Annotated in this window: 30 protein-coding genes; 19 read left to right on the top strand and 11 right to left on the bottom strand. The window is 73.0% G+C overall.

The genetic code is table 11. The features are described from left to right. Position 1 precedes the first annotated feature (1 nt). Positions 2-664 (top strand): GntR family transcriptional regulator, encoded by a 663-nt coding sequence (locus tag DSM104299_RS20310; RefSeq protein ID WP_272473478.1) that lies wholly within the window; start codon positions 2-4, stop codon positions 662-664. A gap of 3 nt (positions 665-667) precedes the next feature. On the opposite strand, the gene DSM104299_RS20305 is transcribed toward DSM104299_RS20310, so the two are convergent. Next, complete coding sequence (locus DSM104299_RS20305) at positions 668-1,513, bottom strand: enoyl-CoA hydratase/isomerase family protein (protein ID WP_272473477.1); 846 nt, start codon at positions 1,511-1,513, stop codon at positions 668-670. Between the two features lie 96 nt (positions 1,514-1,609). Here DSM104299_RS20305 and DSM104299_RS20300 point away from each other — a divergent pair, with 96 nt between their 5' ends. Beyond that, a complete protein-coding gene (locus tag DSM104299_RS20300) occupies positions 1,610-2,059 on the top strand; it encodes a winged helix-turn-helix transcriptional regulator (RefSeq protein WP_272473476.1) in 450 nt (149 codons plus the stop codon). Positions 2,060-2,071: 12 nt separating this feature from the next. Here the strand turns inward: DSM104299_RS20300 and DSM104299_RS20295 are convergent, their stop codons facing one another. Continuing rightward, complete coding sequence (locus DSM104299_RS20295) at positions 2,072-2,317, bottom strand: sigma factor-like helix-turn-helix DNA-binding protein (protein WP_272473475.1); 246 nt, start codon at positions 2,315-2,317, stop codon at positions 2,072-2,074. Positions 2,318-2,440: 123 nt separating this feature from the next. Between DSM104299_RS20295 and DSM104299_RS20290 the strand changes: the two genes are divergently transcribed. Further along, positions 2,441-2,770 (top strand): hypothetical protein, encoded by a 330-nt coding sequence (locus DSM104299_RS20290; protein WP_272473474.1) that lies wholly within the window; start codon positions 2,441-2,443, stop codon positions 2,768-2,770. 22 nt (positions 2,771-2,792) lie between these two features. On the opposite strand, the gene DSM104299_RS20285 is transcribed toward DSM104299_RS20290, so the two are convergent. The 5 genes from DSM104299_RS20285 to DSM104299_RS20265 are packed head-to-tail and all read right to left on the bottom strand — an operon-like array spanning position 2,793 to position 7,639. Then, a complete protein-coding gene (locus tag DSM104299_RS20285; RefSeq protein WP_272473473.1) occupies positions 2,793-4,070 on the bottom strand; it encodes an NAD(P)H-binding protein in 1,278 nt (425 codons plus the stop codon). 52 nt (positions 4,071-4,122) lie between these two features. Next, positions 4,123-4,632 carry a hypothetical protein gene (locus DSM104299_RS20280; RefSeq protein ID WP_272473472.1) on the bottom strand — a complete coding sequence of 170 codons (510 nt, stop codon included), beginning with the start codon at positions 4,630-4,632 and terminating at the stop codon, positions 4,123-4,125. Then, a complete protein-coding gene (dapA, locus tag DSM104299_RS20275) occupies positions 4,625-5,530 on the bottom strand; it encodes a 4-hydroxy-tetrahydrodipicolinate synthase (RefSeq protein ID WP_272473471.1) in 906 nt (301 codons plus the stop codon). The genes DSM104299_RS20280 and dapA overlap by 8 nt, the downstream gene beginning before the upstream one ends. Further along, entirely contained in the window at positions 5,527-6,633 is a 1,107-nt protein-coding gene (locus DSM104299_RS20270) for a cupin domain-containing protein (RefSeq protein WP_272473470.1), read from the bottom strand. The genes dapA and DSM104299_RS20270 overlap by 4 nt, the downstream gene beginning before the upstream one ends. 25 nt (positions 6,634-6,658) lie before the next feature. Beyond that, positions 6,659-7,639 carry an ornithine cyclodeaminase family protein gene (locus DSM104299_RS20265; RefSeq protein WP_272473469.1) on the bottom strand — a complete coding sequence of 327 codons (981 nt, stop codon included), beginning with the start codon at positions 7,637-7,639 and terminating at the stop codon, positions 6,659-6,661. A 141-nt stretch (positions 7,640-7,780) separates the two neighbouring features. On the opposite strand from DSM104299_RS20265, the gene DSM104299_RS20260 reads away from it, so the two are divergent. The 4 genes from DSM104299_RS20260 (at position 7,781) to DSM104299_RS20245 (ending at position 11,483) form a co-directional block, all read left to right on the top strand. Continuing rightward, positions 7,781-8,764 carry a TAXI family TRAP transporter solute-binding subunit gene (locus DSM104299_RS20260; protein WP_272473468.1) on the top strand — a complete coding sequence of 328 codons (984 nt, stop codon included), beginning with the start codon at positions 7,781-7,783 and terminating at the stop codon, positions 8,762-8,764. Positions 8,765-8,870: 106 nt separating this feature from the next. After that, a complete protein-coding gene (locus DSM104299_RS20255) occupies positions 8,871-10,046 on the top strand; it encodes a homogentisate 1,2-dioxygenase (protein ID WP_272473467.1) in 1,176 nt (391 codons plus the stop codon). Between the two features lie 4 nt (positions 10,047-10,050). Beyond that, positions 10,051-11,049: a substrate-binding domain-containing protein gene (locus DSM104299_RS20250; RefSeq protein ID WP_272473466.1), complete on the top strand. Its 999-nt coding sequence runs from the start codon at positions 10,051-10,053 to the stop codon at positions 11,047-11,049. A 2-nt stretch (positions 11,050-11,051) separates the two neighbouring features. Further along, the gene (locus tag DSM104299_RS20245; RefSeq protein ID WP_272473465.1) at positions 11,052-11,483 is read left to right on the top strand and encodes a hypothetical protein; all 432 of its coding nucleotides are present in this window, start codon (positions 11,052-11,054) and stop codon (positions 11,481-11,483) included. Here the strand turns inward: DSM104299_RS20245 and DSM104299_RS20240 are convergent. After that, complete coding sequence (locus DSM104299_RS20240) at positions 11,428-12,327, bottom strand: SDR family NAD(P)-dependent oxidoreductase (protein WP_272473464.1); 900 nt, start codon at positions 12,325-12,327, stop codon at positions 11,428-11,430. The two genes, DSM104299_RS20245 and DSM104299_RS20240, sit on opposite strands and share 56 nt — an antisense overlap. Positions 12,328-12,458: 131 nt before the next feature. Between DSM104299_RS20240 and DSM104299_RS20235 the strand changes: the two genes are divergently transcribed. Continuing rightward, complete coding sequence (locus DSM104299_RS20235; RefSeq protein WP_272473463.1) at positions 12,459-12,803, top strand: YciI family protein; 345 nt, start codon at positions 12,459-12,461, stop codon at positions 12,801-12,803. Here DSM104299_RS20235 and DSM104299_RS20230 read toward each other — a convergent pair. After that, positions 12,800-13,405 (bottom strand): TetR family transcriptional regulator, encoded by a 606-nt coding sequence (locus tag DSM104299_RS20230; protein ID WP_272473462.1) that lies wholly within the window; start codon positions 13,403-13,405, stop codon positions 12,800-12,802. The two genes, DSM104299_RS20235 and DSM104299_RS20230, sit on opposite strands and share 4 nt — an antisense overlap. Positions 13,406-13,500: 95 nt before the next feature. Further along, a complete protein-coding gene (locus DSM104299_RS20225; RefSeq protein ID WP_272473461.1) occupies positions 13,501-14,184 on the bottom strand; it encodes a dienelactone hydrolase family protein in 684 nt (227 codons plus the stop codon). Between the two features lie 133 nt (positions 14,185-14,317). Here DSM104299_RS20225 and DSM104299_RS20220 point away from each other — a divergent pair, with 133 nt between their 5' ends. From DSM104299_RS20220 to DSM104299_RS20170, 11 genes are all read left to right on the top strand, one after another. Beyond that, positions 14,318-14,896, top strand: a complete 579-nt coding sequence (locus tag DSM104299_RS20220) for a VOC family protein (RefSeq protein ID WP_272473460.1) — start codon at positions 14,318-14,320, stop codon at positions 14,894-14,896. Further along, positions 14,896-15,516, top strand: coding sequence for an NADPH-dependent FMN reductase (locus tag DSM104299_RS20215; protein WP_272473459.1), 621 nt, complete (start codon positions 14,896-14,898; stop codon positions 15,514-15,516). The genes DSM104299_RS20220 and DSM104299_RS20215 overlap by 1 nt, the downstream gene beginning before the upstream one ends. Further along, positions 15,513-16,484 (top strand): 3-keto-5-aminohexanoate cleavage protein, encoded by a 972-nt coding sequence (locus tag DSM104299_RS20210; RefSeq protein WP_272473458.1) that lies wholly within the window; start codon positions 15,513-15,515, stop codon positions 16,482-16,484. Before DSM104299_RS20215 ends, DSM104299_RS20210 begins: the two co-directional genes overlap by 4 nt. Before the next feature lie 10 nt (positions 16,485-16,494). Further along, a complete protein-coding gene (locus tag DSM104299_RS20205; protein WP_272473457.1) occupies positions 16,495-17,337 on the top strand; it encodes an NAD(P)H-binding protein in 843 nt (280 codons plus the stop codon). 17 nt (positions 17,338-17,354) lie between these two features. After that, complete coding sequence (locus DSM104299_RS20200) at positions 17,355-18,245, top strand: haloalkane dehalogenase (protein WP_272473456.1); 891 nt, start codon at positions 17,355-17,357, stop codon at positions 18,243-18,245. Further along, positions 18,246-19,013: an SDR family NAD(P)-dependent oxidoreductase gene (locus DSM104299_RS20195; protein ID WP_272473455.1), complete on the top strand. Its 768-nt coding sequence runs from the start codon at positions 18,246-18,248 to the stop codon at positions 19,011-19,013. A 159-nt stretch (positions 19,014-19,172) separates the two neighbouring features. Beyond that, positions 19,173-20,432, top strand: coding sequence for an ABC transporter substrate-binding protein (locus DSM104299_RS20190; RefSeq protein ID WP_272473454.1), 1,260 nt, complete (start codon positions 19,173-19,175; stop codon positions 20,430-20,432). A gap of 15 nt (positions 20,433-20,447) precedes the next feature. Beyond that, positions 20,448-23,165, top strand: coding sequence for a branched-chain amino acid ABC transporter permease/ATP-binding protein (locus tag DSM104299_RS20185; RefSeq protein WP_272473453.1), 2,718 nt, complete (start codon positions 20,448-20,450; stop codon positions 23,163-23,165). Next, the gene (locus DSM104299_RS20180) at positions 23,162-23,884 is read left to right on the top strand and encodes an ABC transporter ATP-binding protein (protein WP_272473452.1); all 723 of its coding nucleotides are present in this window, start codon (positions 23,162-23,164) and stop codon (positions 23,882-23,884) included. Before DSM104299_RS20185 ends, DSM104299_RS20180 begins: the two co-directional genes overlap by 4 nt. Beyond that, positions 23,881-24,309, top strand: a complete 429-nt coding sequence (locus DSM104299_RS20175; RefSeq protein WP_272473451.1) for a nuclear transport factor 2 family protein — start codon at positions 23,881-23,883, stop codon at positions 24,307-24,309. The genes DSM104299_RS20180 and DSM104299_RS20175 overlap by 4 nt, the downstream gene beginning before the upstream one ends. Next, complete coding sequence (locus DSM104299_RS20170) at positions 24,306-24,815, top strand: nuclear transport factor 2 family protein (protein WP_272473450.1); 510 nt, start codon at positions 24,306-24,308, stop codon at positions 24,813-24,815. The genes DSM104299_RS20175 and DSM104299_RS20170 overlap by 4 nt, the downstream gene beginning before the upstream one ends. On the opposite strand, the gene DSM104299_RS20165 is transcribed toward DSM104299_RS20170, so the two are convergent. Continuing rightward, positions 24,812-25,795 (bottom strand): LysR family transcriptional regulator, encoded by a 984-nt coding sequence (locus DSM104299_RS20165; RefSeq protein ID WP_272473449.1) that lies wholly within the window; start codon positions 25,793-25,795, stop codon positions 24,812-24,814. The genes DSM104299_RS20170 and DSM104299_RS20165 overlap by 4 nt on opposite strands. Between the last annotated feature and the right edge of the window lie 58 nt (positions 25,796-25,853).

Here is a 25,853-nt window from a genome sequence, read left to right as displayed (position 1 = left end):
CGTGCCGCTGCCCGCAGACGTCGATCGCGTCGCGCGCAAGACCGCGCGCGACCAGGTCTTCGACACCATGCTCGAGGCGATCGTGAGCGGGTCGCTCGCTCCGGGCGAGGTCATCCGCGACGACGCGATCGCCAGCCGGCTCGGCGTCAGCCGAACGCCCGTGCGCGAGGCGCTCCAGCGTCTGCAGCACTACGGGATGGTCGAGACCGAGCCGAACCGCCTCACCCGCGTGGCGCCGGCCGTCGCGGAGGACATCGAGCTGCTGTACCCACCGCTCGGGGCGCTGCACGGCGTCGCGGCCGAGGCGGCCGCCGCGCGGCTCGGCCCGGACGACTTCAGCGCCCTGAACGGCGCCAACGCGCGCCTGCGCGCCGCCGCGAAGGCACGCGACGCCGTCGCGGCGCGGGAGGCCGACGCGGCCTTCCACCAGGTCCTGCTCGACGCCGCGCGCAACCCGTACCTGCTGAGCGCGCTGGAGGTCTTGGACGTCCAGTTCCGCCGGATGGAGATGGTGTACTTCGCCGACCTCGCGCCGGCGGAGGGCTCCGCCGAGGAGCACGACGCGATCATCGCCGCCGCGGAGGCCGGCGCCGCCGCCCGCGTCGGGCGGCTGGTCCGGGCCAACATCATGCGTGGCCTCGGTCGCCGCCCGCGCGGCGCCTGATCGTCAGTCCCCGGCCCACGGCGCCGCGGCGACGAGCGCCTCGAGGTCGCGCTCGCCGTCGCGGGTCTGCGCGCCGGCCGCGAGGACGGCCAGCGTGCGGCGTGCGGTCTCGGGCAGGCCGAAGACGCCGCAGACGAGCTCGTTCTCGGTCGCGAGGCCGGTTTCGAGCGGGAGGGCGGAGGCGTCGACGGCGTCCGTCGCGGCGGCGATCGCGGCGGCGGGATAGGACGCGATCCGGCGGGCGAAGCGGTCGACGAACGGGCGCAGCTCGTCGGCCGGCAGCGCGCGGTTGATCCAGCCGTAGCGCTCGGCGGTCGCGGCGTCGAACGCGTCGCCGCCGAGGATGGCCTCCAGCGCTCGGGCGCGGCCGGTCAGGCGGGGGAGACGCTGCGTGCCGCCGCCGCCGGGGATCATGCCGAGGCTGACCTCGGGCAGGGCCAGCCGGGTGTCGTCCAGCGCGGCGAAGGCCATGTCGAAGGCCATCGCCAGCTCGGCGCCGCCGCCGCGCGCGCGGCCCGCGATCTCGGCGATGGTCACCTGGGGCAGCGCGCGGAAGCGCTGGCCGAGGAGCTGCAGCGGGTTCAGCGAGCCGCTCGGGAGGTCCGCCAGCATCGCCAGCACCTCCTCGTCGGCGACCATGCCCATCTCGCCGTGGGCGAGGAAGAACTCCGGGTCGGCGCTGCGCAGGACGACGACGCGCACCGCGGGGTCCTCGGCGACGGCGGTCACGAACGCGTCGAGGTCGCCCGTGAGCGCCGCGTCCAGCAGGTTGACCGGCGGGTGGTCGACGGTGACCGTCGCCACCCCGGCGTCGAGTGCGACCGACAGGGTCGCGTAGTTGTCGTTCATGTTCGCGTCAATCCTGGCTTCGGAAGTAGTAGTCAGCGAGTGCGCTGCCAACCTAGCTGGCTTCTCATGCCGTAGTCAAGGGGTAGGATCGAAGACATGGAATGGACCTCAGTGGACCTCGCCGACTGCCCCGTGATCCGGGCGCTGGACGTCGTCGGGCAGCGCTGGACGCTCGTCGTGCTGCGCGAGGTCTACAACGACGTGGGTCGCTTCGAGGACCTCCAGCGCCACCTCGGGATCTCGCCGTCGGTGCTCAGCCGGCGCCTCGCCGAGATGGTCGACGCCGGGCTGCTGGAGCGGGAGGAGTACCGCGAAGAGGGCCGGCGGCCGCGCCACGCCTACCGGGCGACCGCGAAGGCGTGGGACCTGTATCCCGTCGTGGTCGGGCTCATGCAATGGGGCGACCGCCACCTGCGCGACGGTGACCGGCCGGCGGTCGCGCTCGTCGACCGCAGGACCGGCCGCCGCGTCGTCGCGGCCGTGGTCACCGACGACGTCCCGGCCTGCGACCCCGCCGAGATCGACGCGGTCGTCACGGCCGCCTAGGCCGGCCACCGCTCACCGCTCGCGGACGCGACGGCGCGCGCCGTCGACGACCGCGCGGGTCGCCTCGACCGGGAGGCCGACGATCGCCGCCACCTCGTCGAGCGCAACGCCCAGCGTGTCGTGCAGCACGAGCGCGACGCGCTCGTCCGCGCTCAGCGCCGCGAGGGCGTCCAGCAGCCGCGCGCCGACGGCGTCGGCCAGGTCCTGATCGCGGGCGCGCGCAGCGGCCGCACGGGTCAGCTGCTCCTCGTCCCTCACCCTCTGAAGACGTGCGCGACGGCGGCGATGTGACGGCCGTCCCATGCCGACGGCGAAGACCCGCCGGCGCCCGAGGCGGTCGGCCAGGGAACCCCGCGGTCATGACGCTCGCGGCCCTCGTCCTTGGCCGGCCTGCTGCTGGGCAAGGTCCAGGCCCGGGTCATGCTGGGCGTTCCGACAGGTCGGCACGTCGGTCGGCATCGCGGTGTGGGGCGCGCTGTTCGTCAGTCGCGGCGCCGACAAGGTGCGCGACCTGAGCGCTGGGACGACGACGGCGAGTGGCGAGCGCCCGCGCTCGCGAGGGGTTCCTGGCCGGCCTCAACAGCGTGCTGCTCGGCGGCGCCGCTGCTGGCCTTCGCCGGCGCGGTCGTCGCGTTGGTGCTCGTCCGCGAGAGCGACATCGACCACGAGGGCGCCGCGCACGCCGGCGACACGGTGGCCGCCGGCGTGTGAGGCGTGTCGCCGGGGTCGAGTCCTAGGACTTGGCCCCGGCGGCATCGGCGCTCAGCGGCACGGGGTCGGCGGTGCCCCACCGGTGCGCGCGCTGCTCGACCTGCTGCTGGGCGATCAGCGCGATCGTCCCGTCCGCCTGGCCGCCGTAGATGTTGCCCACGGCGTGGCCCGAGAACGTGTTGCGGTCCGCGCTCAGCTCGGAGGCCTCGGCCTCGATGTTGACGATCACGTTGGGCTTGCCGTCGGTGAGCACGACCTCGTGGAAGCCGAAGGTGAGGACGTCGCCCTCGATCGACCAGCGGCCCGCTCCGGGGAACGGCGGCACCAGGAGCATGAGCCGCCCGCCGGGCAGGAAGTTGAGCATGTGGCGCTCGACGTCGCCCTTCTTCGGCCCTTCGTTGAACGTCACGTCCAGCGCGAAGATCCCCGGGAACGCGGCCTCTTCGTCGGAGACGGGCGGCGGCGCGAACGCGGCCGTGTTGTCGACCGCCCACTCGGCGAAGGTCAACGCCGGCCGGCCGAGGAGCTCCTCCACGGTCGACGTGGTCGGCGCCGGCTCGGCCACCGCGGCGGCCTGGTACTTCAGCATGCTGTCGACGACCGGCGGCGGGAAGCCGTGGCTGACCATCGCCGCGTGCGCCGCCTCGACCGGGATCTCCTGGAAGTGCGTCTCGCGGCCGAGCGCCTGGCCGATGATCGCGACGCGCTCGCGCTGGGTGAGCGCAGTCGGGCCGGTCAAGACGTAGGACTTGCCCGTGTGGCTCGGGTCGGTGAGCGCCAGCGCCGCGACCGCCGCGATGTCGTGCTCGTGGACGGGTGCCGAGGAGGACTCGGCGTAGGCGCCGTGCACGATGCCCAGGGCGCCGATCTGCCCCGCCCAGCCGAGCGCGTTGGAGGCGAAGTCGCCGGGGCGCAGGAACGTGTGCGGCAGGCCCGACGCCTCCACGACCGACTCCACGCGCCGGAACATCTGCACGAGGAAGTCGTCGGGATCGCCGTGCTCGACGGCCGAGCCCGAGAGCAGGACGACGCGCTGCACGCCGCGCTCCTTGGCCAGGGCCAGCAGCTCGGGCAGCGCGTCGCCGGTGGCGGCCGGGTTGATGAACAGGGCCTCGACGTCGTGCAGCGCGTCGGACAGGGTGGCCGGTTTGGACGGATCGCCGGCGACGACCTGCGCCGCCGCGGGGAGCTTCGCGGTGTCGGGGTTGCGCGTGACGGCGATGACGTCGACGCCGTCGCCGACGAGCACGTCAACGAGCGCCTTGCCTACGTTGCCCGTGGCTCCGGTGACCAGGATCATGGACTGCCTCTCATCGAGTTGGGTGAACAGTTCAACCGTACAGATGAAGACTTCACTCGGTCAAGTAGGCAGCCGGCCGCGCGTCCGGCGCGCTCGTGCTGCCGACCGTGGCGAGCGGCGCGCGTCCGCCGTCGCGGACGACGAACGTCGGCAGCCCGGCCCGGCGCGCGCGGCGGACGGTCGCCAGCCCGACGCGGGTCGCGTAGAAGCCCGGCCAGCGCGAGCCGCGGGCGACGCACAGGTCGTAGGCCCCGGCGTCGATCGCGCGCATCAGCTCGGGCACGCCGCGCACCGGCAGGCACCGCGTGGTCAGCGCGACGCCGTCCGGTATGCGGGCCGCGAGGCAGCGCGCGGTGCGCGTCGCCTGCTGCTCGATGCTGTGGCGCAGGTGGGACGCTGACGCGTAGGTGAGGTAGGCGAAGCGCGACGGCGGCGGGATCGGCACGACGACGTCGAGGTAGCCGCGCGCCTCCTGGGCGAGCCCTGCGGCCAGCTCGAGCGCCGGTTCGTCCGCGAGATCCGCATAGGTCAGCAGGATCGATCGGTAGCGATGGTCACGCACCGGCCAGCGCCGCCTCGGACGCGGCGAGGGCCGCGAGCACGCGCTCGCGCGTGTCGTCCGACAGCGGGACGAGCGGCGGGCGGACCTCGGCGCTGCCGGCGCCGGCGGCGGCCAGCATCGCCTTGAGCGGCCCGGGGTTGGTGTCGAAGAACACGGCCTCGTTGATCCGGAACAGCCGGCGATGCAGCGCGAGCGCGGCGGCGTGCTCGTCGGCGAAGACGTGCTCGCAGAGGTCGGCCACCGCGGTGGGGAAGAGGTTGCCCACCGCGCTCATCAGGCCCGCGCCGCCGACGGCGAGGAACGGGTAGGAGTAGCTCTCCAGCCCGCAGAACAGCCGGAAGTCCTCGCCGAGCCGCAGCAACAGGTCGGTCACGAGGTCGAGGTCGTTGGACGCGTGCTTGACGCCGACGACGCTCGGCGCCGCCGCCACGACGCGCTCCACGGTCTCCGCCGTGACTCCCACTCCCGAGCGTCCGGGGATGTTGTAGATCAACACCGGGAGGTCGGTGGCGGCGGCGACGGTGGTGAAGTGCGCGACGAGCCCGGCCTGCGAGGGCCGGACGAACGCGGGGCAGACGACGAGCGCGGCGTCGACGCCGGCGTTCTGAGCGGCGCGCGTGAGGGCGACCGTCTCGTCCTGGTTGGGCGTCCCGGTCGCGGCGACGACCGCGATCCGGCCGCCCGCGACCGCGACGGCGCGGCGGTAGAGGTCGGCGCGCTCGCCGACGGTGAGGCTCGTCGGCTCGCCCGTCGTCCCGGTCACGACCACGCCGTGGCTGCCCTCGACGACCTGCCGCTGCACCGCCGCCTCGAACGCCGCCGTGTCGACGGCGCCCTCGGCGAACGGGGTGACGAGCGGGACGATGGACCCGCGCAGGCTGTCGGGTGCGCCGCTCACGAGCCGACGAGCGTCTCGCGGTTGGTCTCGTAGCCCGGCGTGACGCCGAGCGCCTCGGTGCGCTCGTTCTTGAGGTTCTCGACCCAGAGCAGGCTGCCGACCGCGATCTGCAGCGGCGAGTCCTGGATCGTCAGCTCGTAGACGTCGTCGCCCTCGTAGGTCGCGTGCCCGTGGTTCATCCAGCCGGGCGCGGTGAGCATCAGGTCGCCGGCGCCCCACTCGTAGCGCTGCCCGCCGACGATGCTCCAGCCCTTGCCGGTGAAGATGTAGTTGATCGCGGCGGACGTGTGTCGGTGCGGCTCGTCGACGATCCCCGCGGGCCGCATCGTGATCGTCGCGAAGAACGTCGAGGTGGTGCCCTGCGAGCGCCCGGTCGTGCGGTCGTACATCAGGAACAGGCGGCGGCCCTTGTACTCCTGGCCCAGCGAGCGCAGGTGCTGCAGGCGCTGGTGGATCTCGGGGTAGGGCCAGTGCAGCGCGGGCTGGTACGGCGGCTCGGGCGAGATCAGCTGCTCGTAGGTCAGCAGCGCCGCGCCGTCCTCGCCGATCGTCTCGCCGCGCGCGCTCAGCTCGCGCTCGGCCTGCGGGTCGCCCAACGGCTGGTTGGGGTCGAGGTCGCTGGCGTCCTCGAACACGTGCACGCCCAGCAGGTCGAGCAGGCCGCTGTTGGAGTAGCTCAGCCGGACCTGGATCTCGTCGGTGTCGTTGACGTGCTGGTGCACCATCCACGGTGGCGTGCTCCAGGTGTCGTACTTGCTCCAGGCGATCGTGCGCCCGCCGATGACCGACGCGCCGGAGCCCTGGATGCCGAAGTTGACGACCGACGAGTTGTGCCGGTGCGGCGTCGTGCGCTCGCCGGGGAGCAGCACGTTGATCGAGACGGTGACGGCCGGGTAGAGGCTCCCGCTGCCCATCAGCGCCGGGTTGACGATCTCCGCCCGGCGCGAGCCGCGGAAGGGCCCGGCCGCGAGGCGCTCGATCTCGGCGTCGATGCGCGCCTTGGGGATGAGCAGCGGCTTGAGCGGCCGGTAGTCGTTGGGGCGGCGCCCCGACTGGTCCACGAAGATCGCGTTGACCGGTTCGTCCTGGTTGCCGATGGCCATGGAGGCCTCCTCTCGGGGGTGGTTGTCACTGATGCGCGACGGGGATGGTCGGCAGCAGCTGGCCGGCGCCGGCCGCGAGCGCGCGTCGCAGGACCTCGCCGCCGAGCGCGACGTCGGAGAGCCCGACGCCGAGCGCCTTGAAGAGCGTGATGTCGGTCGGGAAGCGCGCGCGGTCCGGCGTGTCGTCGACGACCGCGTCGAGCCCGCGGACCGTCGCCCAGTCCAGGACGCCCGCCTCGGCCGCGGCGCGCAGCTCGCCCGCGTCGTCGCGCGCCTGGTCCACGGAGTCGACCACGATGACGTCGGCGCGGCCGACGGCCTGCGCGTCGAGCTCGCGCCGTGCCGGCACGATCGCGCCGACCGCGTTGACGTGCACGCCGGGCTCGAGGAGGTCGCCGCCGAGGATCGGCTCGGCCGAGCGCGTGATCGCGGTGATCACGTCGGCGCCGGCGACCGCGTCGGCCACGGTCGCGTGCTCGCTGACGTCGACCGCGAGCGTCGCGCGCAGCCGCTCGGCGAGCGCCGCTCGGCGCTCCGGGTCGCGGCCGAACAGGCGGATCCGCTCCAGCGGGCGCACGCACGTCATCGCCTGGGCCTGGGCGAACGCCTGCTTGCCGGTCCCGAGCAGCGCGAGCGTGCGCGCGTCGTCGCGGGCGAGGACGCGCGTGCCGAGCCCCGACGTCGCGGCCGTCCGCATCTGACCGAGGGCGAAGGCCTCGACGAGCCCGAGCACGCGCCCGTCGTCGAGCGAGAAGAGCACGATCAGCGGCTCGGCGCCGCCCGGCGTGTACGTCCAGGTCTTGGTCCCGGCGATGCCCTGGCCGGCCAGCGTGCCGCCGACGGCGTGCAGGATCGCGTCGCCCTCGCGCAGGTGCGCGCGGCGCATCGTGGCCGCCGCGCCGCCGGCCTGGAGGCGGTAGGCGCCGGCCAGGACGTCGATCGCGTCCTCGAGCGACAGCAGGTCCGCGGCCTCCTGCTCGCCGATCCAGAGCGGACCGTCAGGCATGCTGGGCCATCGATGTACCGGGCGTGATCACTGAGCGCCACCGTACGGCGCGTGGGCGAGCATGACCAATATGTTGCTGGAGCCCTTGGCATAGGCCGACGTGTATTTGCGCTGGCCGCCCAGGTGCGCTTGGGTGCCGCCATGGCTGATCACGGCATCTTCGAGCGCCCCGTCGGGCTCCGGTTCATCGGCGACTGGGGCGGTGCGAACCTCACGCGCGTGTGCGGGTGGCTGGCCCACGAGCTGCACGAGCGGACGCCGGGCGACACCTACAGCGTGCTGCGCACGGGCGACGCCGGCGTCGGCAACCTGCACGCGCTGGGGCGCGGCGAGGTCGACGTCGCGGTCGTCACGCCGTCGGCGGCCGCGACGCTCGCGGTGCGCGGGACCGGGCCGTTCGCCGGCGCGGGCTACCCGTTCCTGCGCGCGCTGGGGGAGCTGCCGCATCCCGATCGCCTGCTCTTCGCCGCCCGCGCCGAGCTGGGGCTGACGTCGATCGCCGACCTCGTCCAGAAGCGCCCGGCGCTGCGGCTGGCCACCGCGCTCGACGGGCCGGGCGGGTCGTTCGCCGGCTACGCGGCCCAGCGGGTGCTCACCCTCGCGGGCCTTCCGCCCGCGGCGCTGGAGGAGTGGGGCGGGGAGATCGTGCCGCGCGACCTGCCCTTCGAGTGCGTGGCCGAGCTCGACGCCGGCGCCGACGCCGTGTTCCACGAGGCGGTGATGACGCCGTGGTGGCGGTCGGCCGCCGAGCGCCACGAGCTGTCGTTCCTGTCGTTCGCGCCGGAGGTCCTGGCCGCCGTGGCCGAGGAGCTGGCCTGCCCGCCGATCACGATGCCGGCCGGCTCGCTGCACGGGATGGACGCGCCCGTCGACACCATCGAGTTCCGCGGGTACCTGATCGTGGTCCGCGCCGAGCTGGCCGACGACGTGGCGGAGCTGCTGACCGCGATCATCGTCGAGACCGCCGATCGCTTCGTCGGCATGAACTACGCCCACATCCCGTCGGATCGCAGTCCGATCGCCCATCCGATCACCGTCGACGGCCTGGTCGACACGCCGATCGCGCTGCATCCGGGCGCCGCCGCGTACTACGCGCGCGCCGGCGCGACGGCCTCTGCGGCATAGCCGCGCGGCTATGGAGGAGGCCATCCATATGTATTTGCCTCCACTTTGGTGAGCCGGTCTACTTGCCGCGCCTGTCCCACCCGTCCAACCACTGGAGAGCACCGTCGTGGCGTCCATCTTGCGCAAGGGCAACATCCCGTACCCCGGGACCGGAGTCGGGGAGTACGTCGACGAGGCGTTCACCGTCCAGGGCTTCTTCGGGCCGTGGGCCAACGTCTTCCGGCGCCACAACCTCGCGCATCCGACGACGTGGTCGGACGACTCGATCATGTACCAGGGGTTGGACGGCGCGGCGCTGACGCCCACCGACCTCACCGACCCGGAGGGCCTGCCGCTCGAGCTGCTGACCGGGGCGTCGACCACGGTGGCGATCTCCCGCCGCGCGGCGGTCGCGCCCTTCGCCGAGAAGCTCGTCGACCGCCACCAGATCCGCTTCTACCATCGCGGCCGCTTCCTGCTGGAGACCGAGCTCGGGCCGCTCACCGTCGAGCCGGGCGACTTCGCGGTCATCCCGGCCAACATGATCTACCGCGAGCGGCCGCTCACCGACGACAACCTCGTCGTCATCTTCGAGGTCGAGGCGCCGGTCGTGCTGGCCGAGAAGCTGTGGGACAGCGTGGGCTTCGCCGGCGGCTTCGTCGACTACTCCGAGATGGAGCTGCCCGAGCCCGCGCCGTCGGACGCCGGCGACGAGCAGCCGACCCGCGTGCGCCTGCGCGACGAAGGCCGCTGGCACTGGATGGAGTTCGACTTCGACCCGTGCCACGACGTGGTCGGCTGGCTCGGCGACCCCATCATCTACAAGATGGCCGCCTCGGCGATCCCGGGCATCGGGACGACGAGCGGCTTCCTGACGCCGCCGGCCAACGCCGTGCTCTTCGGCGAGGGCAAGGAGTTCTTCTTCAACGTGCTCGGGCCGCGGCCGTTCCCGACGACGCCGCCGCCGCGCGGCAGCTACGGCGCGCCGTGTCACCTCAACGACTACGACGAGGTCTGGTTCAACCACGCGTCGGAGTTCGCGGCCGACACCGACGCGCACATGTGGCTGCTGCCGCGGACGCTCCCGCACCCGGGCCTCAAGCGCCCGCCCGAGTACCCCGACAACCCGGTGCGCCAGATCGACGAGCTCAAGCTCAACTTCGACACGAAGGAGCGCCTGCACTGGACCGACGCGGGCAAGGCCGCGTTCATGCCCGACCCGCAGGTCGCCCTGTACAGCAGCTTCTACGGCGCGCACATCGGGATCGTGCCGGAGGCCGCCACGGGCTACGTCAAGAAGTGATCCGATGGCCGACGGGGTGAAGCCGAGGCTGACGCTGGCGATCAGCGAGTACGACCACGTCCGCGACCTCGTCGCCGGCGACGTCGTGGTGGAGGGGGTGGACCTCGTCTGCCTGCGGCTGCCGGTGGAGGAGATCTTCTTCCGCTTCACGGTCTTCCGCGAGTGGGACGTGTCGGAGCTGTCGCTGGCCAAGTACACCAACCTGCGCGCCGCGGGCGACGACTCGCTCGTCGCCGTGCCGGTGTTCCCGTCGCGCAGCTTCCGCCAGTCGGCGATCTGGATCCGCGCCGACGGGCCGGTCGACGACCCGGGCGCGCTGGCTGGCGCACGCATCGGCGTCCCGGAGTGGACCCAGACGGCGACCGTCTACGCGCGCGGCGCGCTCGCGGAGGTCCACGGGATCGACCTGCGCGGCGTGGACTGGGTGCAGGGCGGGACCAACGAGCCGGGGCGCGTCGAGCCGGTGGCGCTCACGCTTCCGGAGGGCATCGCGCTGCGCGTCGCGGCCGACCGGTCGTTGAACGACATGTTGGTCGAGGGCGACCTCGACGCGGTGATCGCGGCGCACCCGCCGGCGGCGGCGACCGACGGCAGCGGCCGCCTCGTCCGGCTGTTCACCGACTACCGCGCGGTCGAGGAGGACTACCTCGCCAGCACCGGCGTCTTCCCGATCATGCACGTGCTCGTCCTCAAGCGCGCGATCTACGACGAGCACCGCTGGGTGGCGATGAACCTCGTGCGCGCGTTCGAGGAGGCCAAGCGCCGCGCGCTGGCCCGCGCCTTCGACGCCAACGCCCCCGCGTTCCCGATCCCGTGGGCGTTCGCCAACGCCGAGCGCGCGCAGGCCCTCGTCGGCGACGATCCGTGGCCCTACGGGCTGGACGCCAACCGCGCCACGCTCTCGACGTTCCTGCGCTACGCCTACGAGCAGGGCGCGTGCGCCCGGCTGCTGGAGCCCGAGGAGCTCTTCGTCCCCGAGGCGCTGCAGCGCTTCCGGATCTGACGATGCTCCGCTACCGCCACGTGCTGTTCGTCTCCGACGAGCGCGACACGATCGGCCTCGCCGACGCGATGGCGATCGCCGCCTCGGCCGGCGCCGCGCTGACGCTCGCGGTGCCGATCTACGAGCCGCCCGGCCTGGCGCACCTCGCGCCGTACGACCTCACCGCGCTGCGCGAAGAGCTGCGCGAGGAGGCCGAGGAGTGGGCCAGCGAGGCGCTGGCCACGGCGCCCGTCGCCCTCGACATGTCCGTGATGGTCCTGCCGCCGGGGAGCGTCGCCGTGCTCGCCTTCGCGTTGCACTGCGGGATCTACGACCTCTGCATCGCCCGCGCGCGCCGGCGGGGCGTCCCGCTGCGGCGCGCGACCGTCGCCACGCGGCTCACGCGCCTGGCGCGCCGGCGGCGGGTGCCGACGCTGGCGCTGCCGCCGCGCTGAGCGTCCGCCGGACCTGCTCGAGGCGCACGCGCGCGTCGGCCCGCGTGCGGCCCACGCCACCCGAGGCGGTCCAGCCGCCGTCGACCACGAGGTCGATGCCGGTGACGTAGGACGCCTCGTCGGAGGCGAGGTACAGCGCCGCGTCGGCGACGTCCTCCGGCCGGCCGATGCGCCGCACGAGCAGCTGGTCGACGAACGGCTCGCGCAGCGGGCCGGGCGCGTCCTCGGTCCCGATGATCCGACGGCTGGCGCCGGTCTCGATGATCCCGGGGGAGACGCTGTTGACGCGGATCTCGGAGGGCGCCAGCTCGACCGCCAGCACCTGCGACATGCGCACGACGCCGGCCTTGCCGATGCTGTGCGACAACATGCCCGGGAGGTTGCCGACCCAGCCCGAGCCGACGGTCGCCGCGGCCGAGCCCGTGTTGACGATCGCCCCGCCGCCGCGGCGCTCGAACGACGGCAGCGCCGCCTGGATGGTGGCGAAGACGAGCGTCAGCTCATGCGTCAGGGTGTAGTTGAAGTCGTCGATCGACTGCTGGGCGATCGTGCCCAGGCGCTGCGAGGCGGCGTTGTTCCACAGGACGTCGACGTCGCCGAACGCGGCGATCGCCGCGTCGACGAAACGTGGGGGCCCGTCGGGGGTCGCGAGGTCCAGCGGCGCCACCGACGCCATCTCGCCGCCCGCGGCGCGGACCAGCCGCACGGTCTCCTCGGCCGCCTCGACGTCGAGGTCGCAGCCGACGACGCGCGCGCCCTCGGCGGCGAAGCGCAGCGCGCCCGCGCGGCCGTGCCCGCTGCCCGTGCCCGTGATGAGCGCCACCTTGCCCGCCAGTCGACCCATGGGCCGAACGTACTCGCGGCTCACGCGCCGGCGCAAATACGACCTGCGCCGCCGAGCCATCGCCGCCCGGCTATCCCCGCGTCATCACATAGCTCTTGGTCGCGCGCGACTCGGCGGAGTAGGTTCGCGCCATGTCCGACGTCCCGCAGCAGCCGTCCTACTTCCTCATCATGCAGCGGGCGATCGGTGATCCCCGCGGCGTCATGCCGCTCATGGACCGGCACATGGCGTGGCTGGAGGAGCAGCTCGACGCCGAGCGCCTGGTGCTGACCGGCACCGGGCAGACCGAGCCGGCGCCCGGGCCCGACGCCGGCTTCATCATCGCGCGCGCCGACGACTTCGCCGCGGCCCGAGCGTTCGCCGAGAGCGACCCCTTCATCAGCGAAGGCGCGCGGTCCTACGAGCTCTTCCGGATCGACCCCAAGAACGGGTTGTTGAAGGTCCGGTTCTGGGGCTCGACCGGCGTGCTCGCCTAGCCGTCGGCGCCGAGGCGCAGGATCACCCTGCGCAGCTGCTCGGCGTAGTGCTCGGCGAACTCCGGCGACTCGGGGTCCATCCCCGTGATGCGCCTGGCCTGGTCGGGCAGGGCGATCGGGGCCGCGACCGCGCCGATCAGCATCAGCAGCACCGCGGCCGGGTCGAGATCGGCCGCGATCTCGCCCTCGGCCTGGCGGCGCTCGAGGTCGCTGAGATCCTCGCGGTCGAGCGTCGACGGTGGCGACGCGTCCTCGGCGAGACCGCTCCACAGCGCCAGGCGGGACCAGCTCGGGTCGCGCAGCTCCTCCTGGAGGTAGCGGACCGTGAGCTCGGCGAGCGAGAGCGAGGTGTCGGCGAACCGCGACTCGGCCACGAGCCATTGGCGCTGCAGCTCCTGGTAGAGCCCGGCCTTGCCGCCGAAGTAGTAGGTGATCAGCTGGCTGTTGAGCCCGGCCCTCTCGGCGATCTCGGCGACGCGGGCGCCTGCGTAGCCCTTGGCGGAGAACTCGGTGCGGGCGGCCTCGAGCAACGCGGCGCGCGAGCGCTCGGGATCCAGTCGGCGTTCTTCGCGTGCAGGCGCGCGGCGCGGGGACTTCGGCATTGAGCCGGAGCATATATCCCCACGGGTGAACGCGTCATCTGTATGGTTGAACGGATCAACCAACTAGGTGAAGGGACGCGGCGATGTCCGCAGCGTCAGGACGCGGCGAGCCGCGTCCGCAGGAACTCCTCCGTCCGGTCCCACGCGGTCTCAGCCGCCGTCGGCTCGTACGCCTCCGGGCGGTCGTCGTTGAAGAACGCGTGCCCGGCGGCGTACACGTGGAGCTCGGTGGCGACGCCGGCGTCCTCGAGCGTCGCGGTCAGCCCGGCGCGCGCGTCGGCGTCGATGTAGGCGTCGTCGGCGCCGAAGTGGCCCTGGACCGCGCCGCGGACCGTCGTGAGGTCGGGCCTGGCGCCGGGCACCGGCAGGACCCCGTAGAAGTCGACGGTCGCCCGGACCCGCGGCTCGATCGACGCGAGGAAGAGCGCGAGCCCGCCGCCGAGGCAGAAGCCGACGGCGCCGACGTGGTCGCCGCTGACGGTCGGCAGGTCGAGCAGCAGGTCGACGGCGCCGCGCAGCTCCACCGCGGCCCGGTCCATGCTCAACGCCATCATCATGCGCTTCGCGTCGTCGGGGTGGCCGACCGTCTCGCCGTGGTAGAGGTCCGGCGCCAGTGCCGTGAAGCCGGCGGCCGCGAAGCGGTCGGCCACCTCCTTGATGTGCGGCGTCAGGCCCCACCACTCCTGGAGCACCACGACCGCGGGCGACCCCGGCGCGGCCTCGGCGAGGTGGCCGTCGGCGCTGCCGTCGGCGGTGGCGAAGCTGATCATCTTGCCCATGGGGCGGACCGTAGGTCGCCCGACGCACGCCAGCAAATACCTATTGGGCTATGCAGAGCGCTCAATATCCGTATTTGCGCGACATCACTGCCAGATCATAGGTTCAGCGCAAACCGTCGCGACAGGAGGCACGATGACCGAAGTACGTGAGTTGAAGGACTGCAACACCGCGCGAGAGGACCGGTTCCTGCGCGACGACAACGCGTTCGATCTTCTCGGCATGGACCACTGCGCGATCCCGTGCGCCGACGTCGAGCTGATGGCGCGCTTCGTCATCGAGGTGCTCGGCGGCGAGCCCTACTACGTCGTGGGCTTCGACCAGGCGCCGGGCGGCGGCCGCCCCAAGCAGGCGTTCCTGCGCGTGGGCAACGTGCTGTTCCAGTGCTCGCCGCCGATCGACGGCGTCCAGAAGGTCGGCAAGGACGACCCGAACCCGTGGCCGCACTGGGCGTTCACCACGACCGCCGAGGGGCTGGAGCGCAACTGCGAGCGGCTGCGGTCGCTCGGCATCCCGGTCTTCGGGCCCGCCGAGCACGTTGGCGGCGACAGCTACTCGGCGTACTTCGCGAGCCCCGAGGGCCACAAGCTGGAGATCGTCACCTACGAGGACTTCCCCACGGACAAGACGATCGGCGTCTTCGGCGCGCCCGGCGTCGGCCACCCCAAGTGGGGCACCGGCGAGCTGTTCCACAACTGGCCGGACAACGGCTGATGGCCGCCTCGGTCACGGAGGCCCGGCCGATCCGGGTCCTCGCGCTGGGCGGCAGCCTGCGCGCGGGCGCGTTCAGCACGCGGCTGCTGGAGGCGATGGTCGACATCGCCGCGCCCGCGCTGGCGGTCGAGGTCCACGCCGGCCTCGAGCAGCTGCCCTACTTCAACCAGGACGACGAGGCCGAGGACGCGGCACCCGCGTCCGTGCGGCAGCTGCGCAACGAGCTGCGCGAGGCCGACGCGCTCCTGATCGTCACGCCCGAGTACAACCGCTCGGTCCCGGCCACGATCAAGAACGCGCTGGACTGGTGCTCGCGGCCGCACGGGACCGGCAGCCTCCTGGGCAAGCCGGTCACGATCGTCGCCGCGTCGCCCGGCCCCTCCGGCGGGCTGCTCGCGCTGCACCACCTGCGCCAGATCGTGCACGCCGCCGGCGCCGTCACGGTCGGCACCAAGGAGCTCGCGATCCCGTCGGTCTACCAGTGCTTCGACGCCGACGGCGCGTTCGCCGACGAGACCGTGCGCGGCTGGCTGGCCCAGCTGCTGGCCGAGCTGCGCGCGAGCGTCGTGGTCCCCGCGGCCGACTACGCCCGCGTCGACGGAGAAGGGTGGAGCCTGTGAGCGCCGTCGACGAGCCGCTCGCCCTCTGGGACGCGGCGGAGCGCGAGCTCAAGGAGTACAAGTTCGCTGGCGACCTGCGCGTGCAGCCGGCGTGGGACATCCCGGCCAAGCTCGGGGTGCACGTCGCGCTGGCGGGCCGGTTCTCCAAGGAGCAGGAGACCCAGCACCCGACGACGCTCGACGGCTTCCTCGCGGAGGCCGGCGACGTCATCGCGGCCGGCGCGACCGGCGTGCACATCGACTACGGGTTCCTGATCGACGCGGAGGGCCGGCGGCTGGACCGCGACTTCTCGCCGGTCGAGAGCTACAAGGTGGTCGTCGAGCCGCTGCGCGAGCGCTTCGGCCGGAGCTTCGTGTCGAACCTCAACGTGCTCAACGGCGAGTCCTTCGACGAGTGCATGGAGCCGGTGCGCGCCGGGCTGTGCGAGGTCGGGCCGTGCGCGTCGGGCCATCCGCCGCGGTTCGCGGTCCCGGCCGTGCAGGCGCTGCAGGAGGCGGGCGTCAAGCCGGAGATCGTGATCCACAGCCCGGGCGAGGTCGAGCTGGCCAAGCGCCGCTTCATCGACACGGGGATCCTCGAGAAGCCCTACACGTTCATCATCCTGTACGGGTTGCCGTTCGACTCGGGGCGGACGCTGCTGTCCGGGACCTGGGCGCCCAACACCCAGGACATGGCCCAGCAGCTGTTCCTGATGGTCAACCAGCTCAAGGCGCTGGACGAGGGCGCGCAGATCACGGTCTGCGCCGCGGGCCGGGCGACCATGTACATGACGACGCTGGCCACGATGATGGGCCTGCACATCCGCGTCGGCACCGAGGACACCTACTGGCGCAGCCCGCGCAGCGACGACGTCGTCGAGAACAACCTCGAGATGTTCACGACGGCGAAGACCATCGCGCAGCTGCTCGGACGCGAGGTCGCGACGGCGGACGAGTACCGCGCGGCTCTCGGGCTCCCGACGACGTGAGCACGCGCCCATGATCCTGGTCACGGGAGCGACGGGAACGGTCGGCCGCGAGCTCGTCACCCTGCTGGCGCAGGGTGGCGAGCGCGTGGTCGCCGTCGCCCGGCACCCGGAGGCCGCCGCGCTCCCGGACGGCGTCGTGCCCGTCGCGGCCGACCTCGCCGACCCGGCCGCGCTCGCGCCGCACCTCGACGGCGTGCGCGCGATCTTCCTCAACCCGGCCGCCGTCGAGGGCGGCGCCGAGCAGCTCCTGGCGCTCGCGGCCGCGCACGGCGTGCAGCACGCGGTGCTGCTGTCGGCGATGACCGTGGCGTTCCCGGCGGGCGAGCCGCGCTTCGCCGATCGCTTCCGCGTGCTCGAGGACCTCGTCCGCGCGTCGGGGCTGAGCTGGACGCTGCTGCGCGCCGGCGACTTCGCCGGCAACGTGCGGCTCTGGGCGCCGCAGATCCGCAACGGCGGCGTGGTCCGCGCCGCCTACCCGGGCGCGGCCACCGCACCGCTGGTCGAGCGCGACCTCTCCGCGGTCGCCGCCCGGGTCCTGGTCGATCCAGGGCATGAAGGCAAGGCCTATGTGCTGACCGGGCCGCGGGCGCTGGACCAGCGCGAGAAGCTCGCGGCCATCGCCGAGACGATCGGGCGGTCGCTGGAGCTGGTGGAGCTGACGCCGGCCCAGGCCAAGGCCGGGATGGTCGCCAACGGCGTCCCGTCCGAGATCGCCGACCGCCTGCTCGGCTCGCTGGCCGACTACGCGGCCCAGCCGGGCCCGACCACCGACGACGTCGCGCAGCTGCTCGGCCGCCCGGCGCTGCCGTTCGCCGACTGGGCGGCCGCCAACGCGCGGCTGTTCGCCGACTGAGAGCAAGGAGCACCACCATGGACACCATCGAGATCCTGGACTCGACGATCGCCTACGTCGACGTCGGCGAGGGGCCGCCGATCGTGCTGCTGCACGGCAACCCGATGTCGTCGTACCTCTGGCGCAACGTGATCCCCGCGATCGGGTCGCCGGGCCGGTGCCTGGCGCCCGACCTGATCGGCACCGGCGCCTCCGGCAAGCCGGACATCGACTACCGCATCGCCGACCATGTGCGGTACCTCGAGGCGTGGATCGACGCGCTGATGCTCGACGACATCGTCTTCGTCGGCCACGACTGGGGCGGCGTGCTGGCCCTGGACTGGGCCGCCCGGCACCCCGGCCGCACGCGCGGCGTCGCGTTCCTGGAGACGATCGTGCGCCCGCTGGCGTGGGACGAGTTCCCGCCCTCGGGCCAGCAGCTGTTCCGCGGGTTCCGCACCGAGGGCGTGGGCGAGCAGATGGTGCTCGAGCAGAACGTGCTGATCGAGAAGGCGCTGCCGATGTCGGTGCGCCGGACGCTGTCGGGGGCCGAGATGGACGCGTACCGCAAGCCGTTCCCGACGCCGGAGTCGCGCCGGCCGCTGCTGCGCTTCCCGCGCGAGATCCCGATCGACGGCGAGCCCGCCGACGTGGTCGACCGCGTCGAGGCCTACGGGCGCTGGATGGCCGACACGCCCGAGGTGCCCAAGCTCCTGCTCGCCTTCGAGGGCGCGCCGTGGTCGGACGACGCGCTGATCGGCTGGTGCGAGGAGCACATCGCCGGCCTGGAGGTCGCGCACTGCGGCCCGGCGCTGCACCACGCCCCGGAGGACCAGCCGGAGGCGATCGGCGCGGCCGTCGCGGCCTGGGCCGACCGGCACGGGCTGCGCACCGAGCCGTGGGTCAGCAGCTCGCAGGAGGTCCGCTAGATGTCGGGGCGGTTCGCACGGCGCGTCGTGATCGTGACCGGGGGCGCGGCCGGCATCGGCCTGGCGACGGCGAAGGCCTACGTCGCCGAGGGCGCCGACGTGGCGATCGTCGACATCAACGCCGCCGCCGTGCGCGAGGCCGCGCAGGCGCTCGACGTCTTCGGGGTCGTCGCCGACCTCACCGACGAGGCGGCGGTCGCCGACATGGTGGACCAGGTCGTCGCGCGGTTCGGGGCGGTCGACGTCCTGGTGAACCTCGCGGGCGTGTACGGCCAGCGGCCGATGCTCGAGGAGCAGACGCTCGCCGGCCTGCGCCACGCGCTGGCGACGAACCTCGAGTCCGCGTTCCTGTGCTGCCAGAAGGTCGTGCCGCACATGCGCGGCCGTGGCTACGGGCGGATCGTCACCACGGCGTCCGGGACGTTCCACAACCCGCAGCCCGGGCTGTCGGCCTACGTCGCGGCCAAGGGCGGCACGATCGGGATGACGCGCGTCCTGGCCAAGGAGCTGGGGCCGGACGGGATCACGATCAACATCATCATGCCGGGGCTGATCGCGACCGAGCACGTCCTCACGATGGTGGGCGACACGGCCGAGGCGCGGGCGACCGTCGACGGGTTCTTCGCGCGCACGCTCGAGCACCAGTCGATCAAGCGTCGCGGCCTGCCCGAGGACCTGGCGCACGGGATCTTGTTCCTCACCGAGGAGGCGTCGGGCTTCATCACCGGCCAGACGCTGCAGTTCGACGGCGGGTCGACGTTCACCTGAGCCTCGTCCCGCAAGGACCCTGATCCATACCGAGGCGTGTATGAACCGGGTCCTTGAATGATATTTGAGCTACACCGAAGCGGGCTGAGATGTTCGGCAGGTCGGGCCAATGACGGTCCGGCAGGAGCGGAGGAGGGTCACGTGGTCAGGTCATGGACGGTGGCAGGTGTGGTTGCGGCGTCGGTGGTGCTCGGCGCCTGCGGGTCGAGCTCGGACTCGAGCTCTGACAGCGCCGGTGCGAGCACGACGGCGACAGCGGCGGCCGGGCCCAAGGGCACGCCGATCAAGGTCGGCCTGCTGGTCGACGCCAGCGGCCCGCAGAACGGCGGGCAGGGCGGCGCGGCCGACGTGCTCGAGGCATGGGCCAAGGCCACCAACGCCGCGGGCGGCATCGCGAAGCATCCCGTCGCGATCGAGGTCAAGGATACGGCCGGCAGCCCGTCGAAGGCCGCGACCGCGGCCCAGGGCCTCGTCGCCGACAAGTCGGTCGCCGCGGTCGTCCTCAACGACGCCGCCGCCGACGCGCCGGCGGCCAAGCCGCTGTCGGCCGCGGGCCTGCCCGTGATCGGCGGCAACGGCTTCAACCCCGCGGTCTGGGGCGCCGCGCCGGGCAACAAGCTCGCCAAGATCCCGCAGCTGCCCAACGTCTACGGCGTCACGGCGGCCTTCCCGGCCAACGCCGCGCCGTTCGTCACGGTCGCCAAGCAGGCGGGCTACAAGACGATCGCCGCGCTCGACGAGGCGCAGAACCCGAGCAGCAAGCAGGCCACCCAGCTCATCGCCGGGATGGGCAAGGCGGAGGGGTTGGACTTCGTCGCCGGCATCACGATCGACGCGACCGCGCCGAACTTCACGGCGCAGTGCCTGCAGCTCGTGCAGAAGAAGGTGCAGTACGCCGCGCTGACGATGCCCGACGCCACGGCCAAGCGCCTGGCGGCCGACTGCGCGCGGCAGGGGTACAAGGGTGCCTTCGGCGCCGGCGCCGCCCTCGTCACGCCGTTGTTCTACAAGTCGCTTTCCGGCAACAAGCTGATGGGCGGCCTGACCGGGTTCCCGTGGTACGCCGACACCCCGCCGGTCAAGAACTACCGGCAGGTCATGGACGACAACAAGGTCTCCGAGGACAAGTGGGCCCGCGGCGACTCGACGGCCGCCTGGGCCACGATGGAGCTGTTCAAGAAGGCGCTGGACGCCAACGCCGCCACGCTCAGCCCGACCGTCAACCGCGCCGACGTCGTCGCCGCCTACGGGACGATCAAGGGCGAGACGCTCGACGGGCTGCTGCCCGGTCCGGTGACCTACACGAAGGGCAAGCCCGCGCCCGCCCCGAGCTGCGCCTGGTTGTACGGCTACCAGGACGGCAAGTTCACGGGCACGGCCGAGCCGACCTGCCCTGACCCGCGCCTCGGCGTCGGCTAGCTCGAGCCCCGGACCATGACGGACTTCCTGCCGTTCGTCGTCCTCGGGATCGCGACCGGTGCCCTCTACGGGTTGGCGGGCACCGGTCTGGTCCTGACGTACAAGACGTCGGGCATCTTCAACTTCGGCTACGGCGCGATCGCCGCGGCGGCGGCCTACTGCTTCTACTTCCTGCACGAGCAGCACGGGATGGGCTGGGTGCCCGCCCTGCTGCTCAGCGTGGTGGTGCTGGGGCTGCTGGTCGGCCTCGTCTTCGAGCGGATCGCCGAGCGCCTCGCGCCCCGCCCGATGAGCCTGAAGATCGTGGCGACGGTCGGGATCGTGCTCGCCGTCCAGGGCCTGGCGTCGATCGCCTGGGGGCCGGAGACGATCACGCTGCCCCAGTTCCTGCCGGGCTCGACGTCGTCGTTCGCCATCGCCGGCGCGGTCGTCACCTGGGACCAGGTGATCGTCGCCGGCGTGGCGGTGGCGGCGGTCGTCGCGTTCTACTGCCTCTTCCGCTTCACGCGCACCGGCGTCGCGATGCGCGCCGTGGTCGACGACCCCGACCTGCTGGCGATGCAGGCGACCGACCCGGCCGCGGTGCGCCGGCTGTCCTGGGTGATCGGCTCGATGTTCGCCGCGCTCTCGGGCGTGCTGATCGCGCCGCTCTCCGGGCTGGACTCGATCCTGCTGACCTACCTCGTCGTCCAGGCCTTCGGCGCGGCGGCGATCGGCTGGTTCTCCAACATCCCGCTCACCTTCCTGGGCGGCCTGCTGATCGGCGTCGGCTCGGCGATCTCCACCAAGTACGTCGTCGACGTGCCGTGGCTGGCCGGGCTGCCGTCGTCGCTGCCGTTCGTCGTGCTCTTCGTCGCGCTGCTGGTCATCCCACGGCGCAAGCTGGTGTCCGGCGTCACGCGCGCAGTGACGCGACCGCCGACGCCGTACCGCGCCCCGGGGCGCGTGCGCCTGGGGGCCGGCGCGCTCGCGGTCGTCGCGCTCGCGCTCGTGCCGCAGCTCGTCGGTGGCCGGCTGCCGTACTTCACCGAGTCGCTCGTGACGGCCGTGATGCTGCTCTCGCTGGGGCTGCTCGTGCGGACCTCCGGCCAGGTGTCGCTGTGCCACGCGACGTTCGCGGCCGTCGGCGCCGTCACGTTCTCCCAGCTGCACGTCGACCACGGCGTGCCGTGGGTCGTCGCGCTGCTGGGGGCGGGCGTGGTCACGATGGCGATCGGTGCGCTGGTGGCCATTCCGGCGATCCGCCTGTCCGGGCTGTTCCTGGCCCTGGCGACGCTCGGCTTCGGCATCCTCGTCGAGCGCCTGCTCTACAGCCAGTCGTGGATGTTCACGACGTTCAGCTCGGGCCGCGCGATGCCGCTGCCCGGCTTCGTGGACGACCAGAAGCAGTTCTTCTACGTGGTGCTCGCGGTGGTCGTGCTCGCGGCCGGGCTGGTCGTCGCCGTTCAGCGCAGTCGCCTTGGGCGCGTGCTCCAGGGGATGTCGGGGTCGCCGACCGCGGTCGCGGCGATGGGGCTGAACGTGAACGTGACCAAGGTGGTGGTCTTCTGCCTGTCGGCCTTCGTGGCGGGGATCGCCGGCGTGCTGCTGGGCTGCGCGCGCGGGTTCGCGGTCGCGGCCGACCCGTTCTACATGTCCTTCAACTCGCTCGTGCTGCTGGCGATGCTCGCGATCGCGCCCTTCGCCGAGCCCTGGTACGCCGTGGTCGCCCTGGCCGGCGTCATCCCGGCCTACCTGACCGGCGAGGACACGGCCACGTGGCTGAACGTGCTGTTCGGCGTCGCGGCGGTCGTCGTGTCGATGCAGGGCGGCTCGCCGGCGATGCCGGACACGCTGCGGCACGTGCTCGACCGCCTGGGCGGCCGGCGCCGCGCGCCGCGGCCGCCGGCGGAGCTCGCGCCCGCGCGCGCGAGTGACGGTCAACGTGAAGGCGCGGGTCTGCGGATCAGCGACCTGACCGTGCGCTTCGGCGGCCTCGTGGCCGTCGACGGGCTCGGCTTCGACGCGCCGCTGGGGCGGATCACCGGCCTGATCGGACCCAACGGCGCAGGCAAGACCACCACCTTCGACGCCGCCAGCGGGTTCACGCGCCCGACCGCGGGCGAGGTCCGGCTGCACGGCACCGAGGTCACGGGGCAGTCGCCGTCGGCGCGCGGGCGCCTCGGGCTGGGGCGGACGTTCCAGCGCGTCGAGTTGTGCGACACGTTGAGCGTCCTCCAGAACGTGATGCTCGGCGTCGAGGCCGGCGCGGTCGGCTCGAGCGTCGCCGCGCACCTCGCCGCCGCGCCCGGGCGCCGCCAGGCGGCCGAGGCCGCCGCGTGGTCCGCGCTCGAGGCGTGTGGGATCGAGGAGCTCGCCGGCCGGTCGGCGGGCACGCTGTCGACCGGGCAGGCACGGCTCGTCGAGCTCGCGCGCCTGCTGGCCGGGCCGTTCGACGTGCTGCTGCTCGACGAGCCGTCGTCGGGCCTGGACGAGCAGGAGACGGCGCGGTTCAGCGCGCTCCTGCAGGAGGTCGTCGCGCAGCGTGGGGTGGGCATCCTGCTCGTCGAGCACGACGTCGAGATGGTCATGCGCGTCTGCGACTACATCTACGTGCTGGACTTCGGGCGGCTGATCTTCGACGGCCGGCCGGCGGAGGTGGCGGCCAGCCCGATCGTCCGCGCCGCCTACCTCGGCGACGACGAGGTCATGGCCGCGGTCGGGACCACGACCGAGGAGAAGGTGAAGGCATGACCGGCGCGACCGAGAACGCGGCCGTGCTGCGCGTCGAGGGCCTGTCGAGCGGCTACGGCCGCACGACCGTGCTGCGCGACGTCTCGCTGGCGGTGCCCGCGGGCGGCGTCGCAGCGTTGTTGGGGTCCAACGGAGCGGGCAAGACCACGCTGCTGCGGACGGTGTCCGGGCTGCTCCCCGCGACCGCCGGCAGCGTGTGGCTCGACGGCGTCGACGTCACGGCGGTGAAGGCCCATCGCCGCTTCGCGGCCGGGCTCTGCCACGTGCCGGAGGGCCGCGGCGTGTTCCGCGGGCTGACGGTCCGCGAGAACCTCGCGATGCAGGCGCCCAAGGGCACCGCCGACGCCGCGCTGGAGCGCGCCGTCGCGGCGTTCCCGATCCTCGGGCGCCGGCTGGGCCAGGCGGCCGGGACGATGAGCGGCGGCGAGCAGCAGATGCTCGCCGTGGCCGCCGCGTACACGCGGTCGCCGACGCTGGTCGTGGTCGACGAGGTCTCGCTCGGGCTCGCGCCGTTGGTCCTCGACGAGATCTTCGCGTTCTTGGAGGGGCTGCCGGCACAGGGCATCGCGCTGCTGGTCGTCGACCAGTTCGCGACGCGCGCCCTGGCGATGGCCGATGTCGCCTACGTGCTGCGCCGCGGCGCGATCTCCTACGCCGGCCCGCCTGCGCAACTGCAGGAGTCCGGCGTGTTCAAGCAGTACCTCGGGGTCGCCGCATGACCGACCGCACGGAGCTGGAGGAGCTCGTCAGCCGCTACGGCGCGATGGCCGACGAGCGGACCTTCGACGCGGCCGACCGCGTGCTCACCGAGGACGTCGTCGCCGAGTACCCCTTCGGCCGCCACGACGGCCGCGACGCCGTGGCGGAGGCGGGGCGCTCGGCGCTCGGCGCGTTCGCGGCCACCCAGCACGTCATCACCAACCTGCTGGTCGCGGTCGACGGCGACGAGGCTTCGATCCGCGCGAACCTCGTCGCCGTCCACGTCCAGCACGCGCACGCGCCCGACGTGCACTTCGACGTCGGCGGCTGGTACCGCTTCTCGGCGCGGCGCACGGCCGCCGGCTGGCGGTTGAGCCGCGTCGTGCTGACGGCGGTGTGGACCGCCGGCGCCCGCGCCGACGCGTTTGCCGAGCCCTCGCCGTGACGCCGGCCGACGCCTGCGAGCAGATCCGCCAGCTCGCCGCCCGCTACGCGCTGGCCATGGACATGCGCGACTTCGCGGCGCTCGCCACGCTGTTCACCGAGGACTGCGCCACGCTGGGCGGCGCCACCGGGCGCGCGGCGCTGGAGGCCGAGTTCACGACCGCGTTCCGGACGGGCACCGGCGGTCGCGTCGGCTTCACGCTCGTCGGCGGGCACGTGATCGACCTGGTCGACGCCGACCACGCGCGCGGCTCCGTGCACTGCCTCGCGGAGCTCGGCGACGACGAGCGCTGGGTGCGGCAGGCCATCGTCTACCAGGACGAGTACGAGCGCCACGCCGGGCGCTGGCTCTTCGCGCGTCGCGACCATCAGCTCTTCTACGGGCTCGAGCTCGACGAGCGGCCGCTGGCCCAGCCGCCGGCCGACTGGCCGCGTGGGATCGTCGGCCGCGGCACGCTGCCCTACGCCTGGCCGACGTGGCGGGCGTTCGTCGGCGAGCCCGGCTAGTCGCCTGCGGGTGCGGGTGCGGGTGCGGGTGCGGGTGGGGGCGCGGGTGGGGGCGCCGGGGCGGCCAGCGCGAAGTGCTGGCAGACCGCCTCGACGATCGCGGTCTGCGCCGGGGTGAGCGCCTTGGTCAGACGCGACACCAGGTACACCGGCACGGTCATCGACGCGTCGGTCAGCGCGATCTCCACGAGCCGGCGGTCGCGCAGCTCCTGCTCGACCGCCGCGCGGAACAGCAGGCACGCGCCGAGCCCGGCCTGGGTGGCGTGCTTCATCGCCTCGGGATGGCCGAGCTCGATGATGATGTTGCTGGTCCGCACGCCATGAGCCGAGAGCTGGCGGTCGACCATCTCGCGGCGCAGGTGGCTGCGCGGCGTCGAGACCAGCGGCATGTCGGCGAGCTCGCTCACCGACATCTCCTCGAGGCCCGGGCGGAAGTCCGGCGCGGCGACCAGGACGAGGTCGTCGTCGCCGACCTGCCGGCACTCCAGCGCGGGGTTCTGCGGCGGCGACGGCGCGACGATGAACGCCAGGTCGCTCTCGCCGCGCTCGACCGACGTGACGGCGCCCTCGGGGTCCTCGACGATCAGCGTGATCTCGACGCCCGGGTAGCGCTCGCGGAAGTCCGAGAGGATCGGCGGCAGCAGGTAGCTGCCCAGCGACATGCTCGCCGCGATCGCCACCGGGCCGCCCGAGCCGTCGGCGAGCCCGTCGATCTCGCGCTGCATCTGCTCGGTGCGCGACAGGACGTCCTGGGCCCACTGGTACACCTGCTGGCCGGCGTCGGTGAGGATCGTCCGCCGGCCCTCGCGGTGGAAGAGCGTCACGCCCAGCCGCTCCTGCAGCGAGCGGATGTGGGCGGTGACGACCGGCTGCGCGACCCAGAGGTGCTCGGCCGCCCGCGTGACCCCGCCGAGGTCGACGACGAGGCACAGGATCTCGAGCTTCTGGAAGGTGATCCGGTTGTCGAAGGTTCGCGACACGACTGGTGCCGACCATAGGCCAATGGCTCTGGCCGCGTCCATAGGCATTTCGCGACGT

The organism is Baekduia alba (genome assembly GCF_028416635.1).
Taxonomy (GTDB): Bacteria; Actinomycetota; Thermoleophilia; order Solirubrobacterales; family Solirubrobacteraceae; genus Baekduia; species Baekduia alba.
The sequence above is the reverse complement of the archived record's forward strand: the minus strand, read 5'-3'. Positions and strand labels throughout refer to the sequence as shown.

Excerpts from the sequence above, each read along its gene's own strand:
- DSM104299_RS20305 (WP_272473477.1), bottom strand. The coding sequence starts at position 1,513 with ATGAACGACAACTACGCGACCCTGTCGGTCGCACTCGACGCCGGGGTG.
- DSM104299_RS20300 (WP_272473476.1), top strand. The coding sequence starts at position 1,610 with ATGGAATGGACCTCAGTGGACCTCGCCGACTGCCCCGTGATCCGGGCG.
- DSM104299_RS20285 (WP_272473473.1), bottom strand. The coding sequence starts at position 4,070 with ATGATCCTGGTCACCGGAGCCACGGGCAACGTAGGCAAGGCGCTCGTT.
- DSM104299_RS20270 (WP_272473470.1), bottom strand. The coding sequence starts at position 6,633 with ATGGCCATCGGCAACCAGGACGAACCGGTCAACGCGATCTTCGTGGAC.
- DSM104299_RS20265 (WP_272473469.1), bottom strand. The coding sequence starts at position 7,639 with ATGCCTGACGGTCCGCTCTGGATCGGCGAGCAGGAGGCCGCGGACCTG.
- DSM104299_RS20260 (WP_272473468.1), top strand. The coding sequence starts at position 7,781 with ATGGCTGATCACGGCATCTTCGAGCGCCCCGTCGGGCTCCGGTTCATC.
- DSM104299_RS20250 (WP_272473466.1), top strand. The coding sequence starts at position 10,051 with ATGGCCGACGGGGTGAAGCCGAGGCTGACGCTGGCGATCAGCGAGTAC.
- DSM104299_RS20245 (WP_272473465.1), top strand. The coding sequence starts at position 11,052 with ATGCTCCGCTACCGCCACGTGCTGTTCGTCTCCGACGAGCGCGACACG.
- DSM104299_RS20240 (WP_272473464.1), bottom strand. The coding sequence starts at position 12,327 with ATGGGTCGACTGGCGGGCAAGGTGGCGCTCATCACGGGCACGGGCAGC.
- DSM104299_RS20235 (WP_272473463.1), top strand. The coding sequence starts at position 12,459 with ATGTCCGACGTCCCGCAGCAGCCGTCCTACTTCCTCATCATGCAGCGG.
- DSM104299_RS20230 (WP_272473462.1), bottom strand. The coding sequence starts at position 13,405 with ATGCCGAAGTCCCCGCGCCGCGCGCCTGCACGCGAAGAACGCCGACTG.
- DSM104299_RS20225 (WP_272473461.1), bottom strand. The coding sequence starts at position 14,184 with ATGGGCAAGATGATCAGCTTCGCCACCGCCGACGGCAGCGCCGACGGC.
- DSM104299_RS20220 (WP_272473460.1), top strand. The coding sequence starts at position 14,318 with ATGACCGAAGTACGTGAGTTGAAGGACTGCAACACCGCGCGAGAGGAC.
- DSM104299_RS20215 (WP_272473459.1), top strand. The coding sequence starts at position 14,896 with ATGGCCGCCTCGGTCACGGAGGCCCGGCCGATCCGGGTCCTCGCGCTG.
- DSM104299_RS20205 (WP_272473457.1), top strand. The coding sequence starts at position 16,495 with ATGATCCTGGTCACGGGAGCGACGGGAACGGTCGGCCGCGAGCTCGTC.
- DSM104299_RS20200 (WP_272473456.1), top strand. The coding sequence starts at position 17,355 with ATGGACACCATCGAGATCCTGGACTCGACGATCGCCTACGTCGACGTC.
- DSM104299_RS20195 (WP_272473455.1), top strand. The coding sequence starts at position 18,246 with ATGTCGGGGCGGTTCGCACGGCGCGTCGTGATCGTGACCGGGGGCGCG.
- DSM104299_RS20185 (WP_272473453.1), top strand. The coding sequence starts at position 20,448 with ATGACGGACTTCCTGCCGTTCGTCGTCCTCGGGATCGCGACCGGTGCC.
- DSM104299_RS20180 (WP_272473452.1), top strand. The coding sequence starts at position 23,162 with ATGACCGGCGCGACCGAGAACGCGGCCGTGCTGCGCGTCGAGGGCCTG.
- DSM104299_RS20175 (WP_272473451.1), top strand. The coding sequence starts at position 23,881 with ATGACCGACCGCACGGAGCTGGAGGAGCTCGTCAGCCGCTACGGCGCG.